The organism is Parahaemophilus parainfluenzae (assembly GCF_001055095.1).
Lineage (GTDB): Bacteria > Pseudomonadota > Gammaproteobacteria > Enterobacterales > Pasteurellaceae > Haemophilus_D > Haemophilus_D parainfluenzae_Z.
The window spans coordinates 185987-195555 of the sequence record NZ_JVHG01000010.1 but is presented as its reverse complement, the minus strand read 5'-3'; the positions used below and the strand labels follow the sequence as shown (position 1 = coordinate 195555).

At 37.4% G+C, this 9569-nt stretch carries 14 protein-coding genes and 1 tRNA gene; 2 read left to right on the top strand and 13 right to left on the bottom strand.

The window, feature by feature from the left end; genetic code table 11:
- Position 1: 1 nt before the first annotated feature.
- The 3 genes from ADA56_RS02930 to ADA56_RS02925 form a co-directional block, all read right to left on the bottom strand.
- Positions 2-78: transfer RNA gene (locus ADA56_RS02930), tRNA-Met, on the bottom strand.
- 114 nt (positions 79-192) lie between these two features.
- Positions 193-321 (bottom strand): hypothetical protein, encoded by a 129-nt coding sequence (locus ADA56_RS09955; RefSeq protein ID WP_005696016.1) that lies wholly within the window; start codon positions 319-321, stop codon positions 193-195.
- Positions 318-1040: an RIO1 family regulatory kinase/ATPase gene (locus ADA56_RS02925; RefSeq protein WP_049369120.1), complete on the bottom strand. Its 723-nt coding sequence runs from the start codon at positions 1038-1040 to the stop codon at positions 318-320. The genes ADA56_RS09955 and ADA56_RS02925 overlap by 4 nt, the downstream gene beginning before the upstream one ends.
- Before the next feature lie 88 nt (positions 1041-1128).
- Here ADA56_RS02925 and ADA56_RS02920 point away from each other — a divergent pair, with 88 nt between their 5' ends.
- Positions 1129-1689 carry a DUF1439 domain-containing protein gene (locus ADA56_RS02920; RefSeq protein WP_049369118.1) on the top strand — a complete coding sequence of 187 codons (561 nt, stop codon included), beginning with the start codon at positions 1129-1131 and terminating at the stop codon, positions 1687-1689.
- A gap of 27 nt (positions 1690-1716) precedes the next feature.
- On the opposite strand, the gene qseC is transcribed toward ADA56_RS02920, so the two are convergent.
- The 4 genes from qseC to ADA56_RS02900 form a co-directional block, all read right to left on the bottom strand.
- The gene (qseC, locus tag ADA56_RS02915) at positions 1717-3072 is read right to left on the bottom strand and encodes a quorum sensing histidine kinase QseC (protein WP_049369115.1); all 1356 of its coding nucleotides are present in this window, start codon (positions 3070-3072) and stop codon (positions 1717-1719) included.
- Positions 3062-3730: a response regulator gene (locus ADA56_RS02910; RefSeq protein ID WP_049369113.1), complete on the bottom strand. Its 669-nt coding sequence runs from the start codon at positions 3728-3730 to the stop codon at positions 3062-3064. Before ADA56_RS02910 ends, qseC begins: the two co-directional genes overlap by 11 nt.
- 74 nt (positions 3731-3804) lie before the next feature.
- Entirely contained in the window at positions 3805-4173 is a 369-nt protein-coding gene (locus ADA56_RS02905) for a YgiW/YdeI family stress tolerance OB fold protein (protein WP_049369112.1), read from the bottom strand.
- Between the two features lie 146 nt (positions 4174-4319).
- A complete protein-coding gene (locus ADA56_RS02900; RefSeq protein ID WP_049369111.1) occupies positions 4320-5006 on the bottom strand; it encodes a hypothetical protein in 687 nt (228 codons plus the stop codon).
- Positions 5007-5112: 106 nt separating this feature from the next.
- Here ADA56_RS02900 and yfaE point away from each other — a divergent pair, with 106 nt between their 5' ends.
- On the top strand, positions 5113-5361 hold the full coding sequence (yfaE, locus tag ADA56_RS09610; protein WP_065420063.1) for a class I ribonucleotide reductase maintenance protein YfaE: 249 nt from the start codon (positions 5113-5115) through the stop codon (positions 5359-5361).
- Positions 5362-5660: 299 nt separating this feature from the next.
- Here the strand turns inward: yfaE and ADA56_RS02890 are convergent, their stop codons facing one another.
- The 6 genes from ADA56_RS02890 to nusB all read right to left on the bottom strand — a co-directional run bounded on the left by ADA56_RS02890 (position 5661) and on the right by nusB (position 9567).
- Positions 5661-5972, bottom strand: coding sequence for a DUF6572 domain-containing protein (locus tag ADA56_RS02890; RefSeq protein ID WP_049366982.1), 312 nt, complete (start codon positions 5970-5972; stop codon positions 5661-5663).
- 175 nt (positions 5973-6147) lie between these two features.
- The gene (gene dapB, locus ADA56_RS02885) at positions 6148-6960 is read right to left on the bottom strand and encodes a 4-hydroxy-tetrahydrodipicolinate reductase (protein ID WP_049369110.1); all 813 of its coding nucleotides are present in this window, start codon (positions 6958-6960) and stop codon (positions 6148-6150) included.
- 17 nt (positions 6961-6977) lie between these two features.
- A complete protein-coding gene (locus ADA56_RS02880; protein ID WP_049369108.1) occupies positions 6978-7604 on the bottom strand; it encodes a LysE family transporter in 627 nt (208 codons plus the stop codon).
- Complete coding sequence (locus ADA56_RS02875; RefSeq protein WP_049369106.1) at positions 7598-8092, bottom strand: phosphatidylglycerophosphatase A family protein; 495 nt, start codon at positions 8090-8092, stop codon at positions 7598-7600. The genes ADA56_RS02880 and ADA56_RS02875 overlap by 7 nt, the downstream gene beginning before the upstream one ends.
- A complete protein-coding gene (thiL, locus tag ADA56_RS02870) occupies positions 8092-9072 on the bottom strand; it encodes a thiamine-phosphate kinase (RefSeq protein WP_049369104.1) in 981 nt (326 codons plus the stop codon). Before thiL ends, ADA56_RS02875 begins: the two co-directional genes overlap by 1 nt.
- A 57-nt stretch (positions 9073-9129) precedes the next feature.
- Complete coding sequence (nusB, locus tag ADA56_RS02865) at positions 9130-9567, bottom strand: transcription antitermination factor NusB (protein ID WP_049369101.1); 438 nt, start codon at positions 9565-9567, stop codon at positions 9130-9132.
- Positions 9568-9569: the final 2 nt, after the last annotated feature.

Sequence of the window (9569 nt, the reverse complement as noted above, 5' to 3'; positions counted from 1 at the left end):
TTGGTTGCGGGGGCCGGATTTGAACCGACGGCCTTCGGGTTATGAGCCCGACGAGCTACCAAGCTGCTCCACCCCGCGTCCGAAATATGGGGTGTATTATAGTGTTCTAAATCAAAAGATCAAGCGATTTCTACTAATTTTCTTGAAAACCTAAGATTTTTTAACTGCACTTTGCTTTATCTAAAGTGAGAGTTAGAATCCAAAGCCAGTGCCTAGACCTACACCAACGCCAACACCATTACTGCCGCCACCGGCGCCAACACCAACAGAACAAGCACTCACTAAAGCACTTAATACAGCCACTAAAAATAATTTTTTCATAGATTTTCCTTTGTTAAATGTTCAAATAACCGATAAACGGCCAATAAGTCCGTTCGTGCAATCGGTTTGAACGGAAGTAAAAGATAATAAAGCCAACGAAATCTTCTCACATATGACAACATATCAACCCAATAAGTTGTCGGGCAGTGAGATTTATAATAATCAAATAATTCATTAAGCTTTTCATCATCTAAGCCTTTCACACGACATAAACTGTCTAAAAATGCTAGCATATCACGTGTAATCAACCAATGTTCATTATGGCTTTTTGAATGAGATTCAAAGTCCATAAAACTAATTTTACCATCTTTCCATGCAATATCCCGTATGGCTGGACGTCCATGAATAATGCCTTGTTGATGAAGATTAATCAATATCTCCATCGCTGAATGCAAAATATGTGATTTTTCTGCCCAAGACAATGTTTCATCATTCAGCCAGATGTTTAATGTTGGCCCTGCATCTTCCAATACTAAATAATCATCACCGAAACCGCATAATTTAGGTACTGGTGCACCAATATTATTTAAATGCTGTAGTATTTCACACTCTTCTTTAAAATGTTGTTTTGGATATGGTTTTAATAATAACCATATCCCTTTTAATTGCTCGGGTTGCTTTAACCAATAATGTTTCCCTAAATATTTAAAGCGGAAAACACGTTCTCCACGATGTTCTTCAAGAAGCTTTTGCACATGGTCTTTAAGTGACGAAGTCATAATCTCTACTTAAATTTTTATTGTGTATTGAAAAGATAAGCGATACATTCTACAAAATTTTCATTCTTTTTCAATCAAGGAGAAAAATATGCATTTTTTGAAAAAAGTGCTTACCGTGCTGACATTAGGTTTCTGCACGCTATCTGTACAAGCTTCCCCTTTTAGCATCAGCGAACAACAAATTAACCAATATTTAAGTGAAAAAGGCACAATTAATGACAAACTCGGTATTCCAGGATTATTTTCTGTGGATTACGCACTGAAAGATTTGGTGACTCAAATCGGGCAAACTGAAAGCAATCGTGTTGAAATGAGCGGTTTGGTTGATACGCTTATTCGTTTATCTGGTAAAACCTACCCAGCAAAATTACATTTAACCTTTGATGCAGTTCCAGAATATAACGCACAAGAAGGGGCGCTCTATTTAAAAAATCTGCGGATTTTACGCTGGTCTGGCGAACCTAATAGTGTAATGGATCAACTCCAAGATGTTATGCCGCTATTAAGCGATGGTGTAGCTGCCTTATTAAGTCGGATGCCAGTTTACACCTTAGATGAAAGCGATATGAAACAAATGCTGATTAAGAAATTTGCCAAAGAAATTAAAGTTGAAAAAGGTCGATTGGAATTAATTGGTGGAATGTTTTAACAAAAAGGGCGTATTAAACGCCCTTTTTTATAACTCAATGATAGCTCGCAAACCTTGAATTTGTCCGTTAGCTTCAATGTTTTCTAAGCGAAAGCGGTAATGATGTAATTCTGCGATTCTTGCCACAATAGACAATCCAAGTCCGCTTCCCTTTTCATTTTGCCCCGCAGGACGATAAAAACGCTGCCCTAATTTCGCTAATTCTTCTGGGTCAACACCACCGCCATTATCTTCAATAAGAATTTTACGAGGCTGTAAAATTACACGAACCTTAGTGCCTTGCGGACAATATTTAATCGCATTATCCAATAAGTTTCTCAACATTTGCGTAACTAATAATGTCTGTCCCTGCTTAACGGCAGGATTTCCCTGATAATCAAACTGCAATTCGATTTGGCGTTGCTGTGCACTGAAATATAACTCGCCGATAAGTGAAGTTATAATTTCTGACCAATGAATTGGTTCCTGATTATTTAATTCTTTAAGATTATCTAATCGGGAAAGCGTAAGAAGTTGTTCGATTAATTGAGTTGCTCGATCGATACCTTGGGTTAAATGCGCTAAGGCCATTTCACGAGTTTGTGCATCATCTTCTGCCAACTGTGCGACTTCCGTTTGAATACGTAATGCTGCTAATGGACTACGTAATTCATGCGCTGCATCAGAAACAAAGCGGCGCTCCCGTTCCAACTGCTCACTGGTACGTGTGAAAAATTGATTTAAGTTTTGGACTAACGGTAGAATCTCTGTTGGCACATCATCAGTTTCTAATAACGAAACATCACCTGGTCGGCGAGCTTGTACGTTTCGACTCAATCGATTAATTGGTTTTAATGCACGATAAATCACAATAAATGCGACCAATAAGAGTACTGGTAATCCGGCAAACCAAATTCCTGTTTGGCTGAAAACCATTTTATTGACCAACTCTTCACGATATTCTAACTCTTGACCTACAGCGATCACCAATTCACCATTACCAACAGGTTGCCAATAAATCAACCATTCATCGTCATCATCTAAAATATGCGCTTTACTAAATCCGGTTTTATTTTGGAAAATAAATTTGTCACCATTATCACCATCGGTTAATAATCTTTCGCCTTTGTTAGAAAATATAGCGAAAGCTAAAGCATCATTATCGTAATGACGTTTCTGCGGTTTAAATCCACCACGTGGAAAATTTGCATTTTCATCTAATAATACATTTTTCAAATCAGAGGTTGCTAAACGTTCGGCAAAAAGCACTTGCTGTGCATTAAACACATCTTTGACTTCTTTTTTAACAACCGTCCAGGCAACAGCCGTGGCTATGCACCACACGCAAAGTGCGGTCAAACTTAAACCGATTAAGAGACGAAAACTCAGTCGTTTATTTTTCATTAACTGGTCCTAAAGCATAGCCTACACCATGTACAGTACGAATAAATTGCTTACCCAGTTTTTGACGCAAATTATAAATATGTACGTCCAATGCACCACTACTTAATTCTTCATCCCAATTTGACAGTTTTTCTTCAATGGTCGCACGTGAAAGCACTCGTTCTTTATTCAGCATAAAAAGCTCGAGTAATTTATATTCACGTCCAGTTAATGTAATTTCATCCTCATTCAACCAAGCCTTACGCTGTGCAGGATCGAGTTTGACATTGCCATGCTCAATCTGCGGTTTGACTTGCCCATAACGACGACGAATTAATGCTTGTAATCGCACCACCACTTCAGCCAAAGCAAAGGGTTTACAAAGATAATCATCAGCACCTTGTTGAATGCCTTTAATGCGTTCATCCAATGTATCACGCGCAGTTAAGATCAACACAGGCACATCTTGATTATTTGAACGCCACTGTTTTAATACATCCAAACCATCTAGTTTAGGCAAGGTTAAATCCAATACCACTGCATCATAAGGCGCGCCGATTAAGGCGTTTAATCCACTTTGACCATCAGTAAACCAATCTACAATAAAGCCTGATTTTGTTAAACCAATTTGCAGACCATTGCCGATCAGAGGATCGTCTTCTACTAATAAAACTCGCATAATATTGACCGCACTTTTATCTTTCTCAAAACGAAAAAATGGCAGGCTTTGCCCACCACGTCAAATTATATGAATTATTGCGCTTTTTCAACGCTAATGACTTCAAGCTCTGGTTTTTCAAACATTTCATTGTCTAGTTTACCGTAAACGCGTATTTTATCCTGAGGTCCCACATTTAAGCCATTCCAAACACGGTTTTTAATTTCCAATTTGATTTGGTCTGTGCCATCGGTAAAAAGATATTTATCACCTTTAATTTGTTGAGTGATATTACCGACTAAGGTAATCATAGAATCATCTTTCGCAGATAATGCTTGTTGAACAGTAAGTTGTTGACCTTGGTCACCGCCATGGAAACCACCTTGTGCAGTGTTGCCATTAAAACCAGCAAATGCCACTGAAGTAGATAAAGCTAAAAGGGTTGCTAAAGCTAATTTTTTCATCATGTTCTCCTAAATAGAATTAAGCATAAATTAATCATGTTTCAAAGCGAAGGATTATCCTCATTGCCGCCTTGTTGATGCTTATTAAACACAACAAATCTTAATGAAATCTTAAGCAACCTTAAGATTTTTAAATTTTTTTAAAATCACCAACAAAATCGCTCATTCACCAAGTTATCTTGGCGTTCTTTTTCCCATTTCGCTTTATTTTCAGGATTAGCAAAATAGCGGTCTTGCTCAACTAAACGTGCATCAAGTTTTGCTTCTGCTTCTTTTAACGCTTGTTTTCTATCTGGATGCTTGCTTGGTAATTGAGGTAAAAACACCGCCTGATACGGATGATTTTTAGCCCAGTCAATCGCATCTTGCGCCGCCTTGTGTTGCTTATTCAAATCACAGAACGCATACGGATTAACATGCTGTCCCACTAATTGCCCAAATGCTGTGTTATTCGATACTGTTAATTTATCTAAATCCAACACATATAACGCGGTGATTAAACGGTTTTGCCCACGATAAAACCATTTTACTGCTTCATCTCGCAGGCCAAAATCATAAGCACGAGCAGAAAGTGCAAACATTGTCATCGGAGAAACAAAATCCACTTTTTTCTCAATAATATTAACCGCACTTTCAAAATCTTTTTGTGTATTTTTCAGTAATAACGCATCAATATCTTTGTTCACATTAATCTGTTCAAGTCGTCCATCTCTGGCATCGTAATAAGGCTTTACATACATATCAATATGCTTAACCGGTTCTTTTGAAATCGAGCTACAAGCCGTTAATAAAAGTGCGGTTGAAATCCACGTTAATTTTAGAAAGGTTCGCATGGTCTTCCCTTATGATGAATATTAGCTCGCTATCTTACAACAAAAGAGCCGTGAGTTTTACTTCTCTTTCTTCTATAATGAGCAAAATTTTGTTTTATTTTGTTTCATGAAAATCCATCTTATTCAGCGCCAAATCACCTTAGATTTTGATAACCAAACTTCCCTGCTTAACTTTTTAGAACAACATCAAATTCACCATGAATATCAATGTCGTTCAGGTTATTGTGGTTCTTGCCGCGTGAAGATCAAAAAAGGCAAGGTATCTTACGCCGAAGCGCCCCTTGCCTTTATTCAACCTAATGAGATTCTACTGTGTTGTTGTCGGGTGGAAAGTGATTTGGAAATAGAACTATAAGATGCAAATTTTATAACATATCTCTATATTAATGATCTATTTTCTCTTTCGCCAACATTCCCACTAAAACGGCCAAAATTGAATAAGGATAAGTTGTCTTTAGAAAATCAATAAAGCTCTTAACTTCACCATATTGTATGCACTCCATAACATATAAAAGCAACATTCCCAAAGAAACTATTATTGAAAGTTTTATTACTGTTATTATAAATCGCATCATTATTACTATTTTGCTCAATTAACTGATTAGTTTTTATTGCAATCTAGAAACTTATTAGATCCAGCTAGCAAAGGTTTATCTATTCTATTTCATTAGTAGAAAAATAATCAAATAACACATTAATATTATTTAATGCAGAACCTAAATTATTTAAAAACACCTCAGCATCTTTTGTTAATCTACTGTCATACACTACTCTAAAACGAACAGCGTCTACTTTAAAACTTGGGTAATTATTATAAATTTGATCGCTTTCTACATAATGTAAATATAAATTTATTTTATCTTGTATATATTCCATACCTTCATAATCCCATTCATATGGGAAAGTAATAGTCATAATACATTCATTATTATTAAAATATATAATATCTACAATATTCTGATTCATTCTTTTTTTCTTAGTTTTGGGTTAAAAATTATTAAATAATTATCCCACAGATAAACTGTAATAATCCTATTCAATATTTATAAACTAAATATTTACCATACATAAATATAACGATCCACACATAACATGTACGGATCGTTATTTAATAAGTGAATTAAAAAATCCTATCTACTCTTTATAAATTATTCAAATCCAACACATCTGTCATATCAAACAATCCGTGAGATTGTTTTTCTAACCATTTACCTGCACGCACTGCACCATTCGCAAAGGTCATACGACTTGATGCTTTGTGAGCAATTTCAACGCGCTCACCGATATCGGCAAACCAGACACTATGTTCACCCACTACATCTGAAGCACGAATAGTGGAGAAACCAATTTCATCACGTTTACGTTCGCCTGTAATGCCTTCACGACAAAATACGCCATGCGTTTTTAAATCACGACCAAGGGTTTTCGCAATGTGTTCGCCCATTGAAAGTGCGGTGCCAGACGGTGCATCTACTTTGTGGCGGTGGTGCGCTTCAATGATTTCGATGTCGCAATAATCGCCCATCACTTTGGCGGCTTTCTCTAATAGTTTAAACACCAAATTCACCCCTACACTGAAGTTGGATGCAAATACAATGGCGATTTTTTCTGATGCGGCTTGAATTGCGGCTTTACCTACATCATCAAACCCGGTGGTACCAATTACCATTTTTTTGTTATTAGCAACACAAAATGCGATGTGCTCAAGCGTGCCTTCCGGACGCGTGAAATCAATTAGCAAATCAAAGTTGTCTTTTTCTGCATTTAAATCATCTGAGACTTTGATACCTAATGCACCAATACCCGCAAGCTCGCCAGCATCTACACCGACCAAAGAGGAACCTTTACGTTCAAAAGCGGCACCTAATTCTGCCCCTTCTGTATTATGTACGGCTTGAATTAATTGACGCCCCATTCTTCCGCCAGCACCGGCGATCGCAATTTTTAATGTCATGTTTTGTCCTTTTTTAATCAAATTAAAGCGTGTTGAACGCCACTATAAATTAAATAGATTCCGAAGAAAATAAAAATCAGCCCTGCTACATTATCAATATAGCGACTATATTGGCTATAAAACTGTTTTGCAACAGAACGAGAGAAAAGCACCGAAATGATATAGAAATATAAAAAGGTTTCTACGGTAATCACGGCAAGTGCGGTCAAAATTTGTGATGTTTCGGTAATATTCGCTAGAACCAATGACATCACACTGCTGAAATAAATCACAACTTTAGCATTAGATAAATTGACTAATAAGCCTTTCATAATGCTCGTTAAGGTTGATTGATTTGGCACATTTGCATTCTTCTTTTCATCAAAAACCGCATTGTTTTTTACTTTTGCCATTTTAATGCCGAGATAAACTAAATAGGCTCCACCAAGCATCATCACAATGCCTTGAATAATTGGCATAGTGGCAAAAATAATGGCGAGCCCTAAAACAGCAGCCGTCGCCCAGATTAATACCCCAATGGTAATCCCAATCACGCCACCAATGGCTTCTCGACGAGAACTCATCGCTGAAACTCGGCTGACATAGAAAAAATCAGGGCCAGGCGAAAGTAAGCCAACAAGATGAATAATCATCAAATTTAGCATGGCAAGCCTACGATACGTAGTATCACAATCACGATAACAGCATAGACTGCTGCTAAAACATCATCCACCATAATCCCAAAACCGCTTTCCAGTTTTTGATCAAAATAACGGATGGGATAAGGTTTTAAGATATCGAAGAAACGAAACAATACAAAGGCAATCACAATCCAAGGTAATGATAAGGTTGGAATCGAGGCTAACACAATAAATACCCCAACAAATTCATCCCAAACAATGGAACCGTGATCATGAACGCCCATATCATCTGCGGTTTTTTGACATAGATAACAGCCAAGCGCAAAGCAAAGTGCGGTCAAAATTAGGAAGATTTTTAGTCCAAGACAAGCTAATAATGCCGAACCTAAAATCGTTCCAGCTAAACTTCCCCATGTACCCGGTGCAGGACGAATGAGTCCTGAACCAAAGCCTAATGCAAGTAAATGAACTGGATTTTTTAAGCTAACTCTATCAAGAGGTGAACTATTCATTATTTATCCTTAAAATGATCGAAACCAAACTGCGCTTGATAATTGATGACACGTCCATCTTTTAAAAAAGTAATCTGATTGTTATTTTGTGGAACGATTTTTCCGATACAGGTACAAGGTACATTCAACGATTGAGATAACTTTTCAATCTCAGTTTTCTTATTTGCAGGAACCGTAAAGCAAAGTTCATAATCTTCCCCGCCACTTAATGCAAACGCTTCTGCTTTTTCTAAGCGATATGTTTTTTTGAGTGAGGTGGATAAAGGCAAGGTAGATAATTCAATCTCCACTGAACATTGGCTTCTCGTTAAAATATGCCCTAAATCAGCAACAAGACCATCTGAAATATCTATGCATGAATGCGCTACATTCACTAATGCTTGGCCTAATTCAACGCGTGGCGTCGGGTGAAAATGGCGTTTTACTAAAAATTCAGTATCAAAATCGACCGCACTTTTACCCTGTAAGATCCAATTTAAACCCGCCGCGCTATCACCTAACGTGCCCGATACATAAATTAAATTTCCAACCTTCGCGTTATGTCGGAATAAAGCCTTTCCTTTTGGTACGAAACCTTGCGCCGTAATGGTTACAGAAAGTGGGCCTTTCGTTGTATCGCCACCAATTAACGTCACATCATATTGATTTAATATATCAAACAGACTTTGACTAAATTGGCTTAGCCAGTTTTCATCAACTTCAGGTAATGTCAGCGCAAGAGAAATCCAAGCAGGTTTCGCGCCCATAGCAGCTAAATCACTTAGATTTGTCGCAATAGCTTTATAAGCTAAATCTTGGGGAGAAATAGAAGATAAAAAATGCGTACCCTCGACCATTGTATCGGTGGTGATCGCAAGCTGATAGCCTTCTGGAATATGAGTGATCGCACAATCATCCCCAATACTGAAATCAACAAAGTGTTGATTGCCTTTTTGTATTGAGAAATATCGTCCTATAAGATCAAATTCACCCGAACTCATTTTATCTGCGCACCAAAAAACAAAGGGCAGACATTTGTCTACCCTACATTTGAATAATTATTTGCGACCTAATGCAGGAGCGACTTTATCCAATACACCGTTAATGTATTTATGGCTTTCATCTGCACCAAACACTTTCGCCACTTCAATTGCCTCATTAATCGCCACTTTATACGGTACATCTGGCTCAAATTGAAGTTCATAAACCGCCAAACGCAAAATCGCTTTTTCAATCGGATCTAATTCATCCAATGCGCGATCTAAATAATGGCTCATTGAAAAATCAACGGCTTCGACATTCGAAACGGTTTGACGGAAAAGGCGGCTAAAATAAGGTTTATCCACACCTTTTAAATCTTGATCTACAACGAAAGTAAGTTCCACTTGTTCTGGTGTATTACCAGAAATCGCCCAAGAATATAATGCTTGAACCGCACATTCTCTCGCTCTACGACGTGGCGATACTTTTTTTACAGGTTCTTTTTTCTCTGTCATTG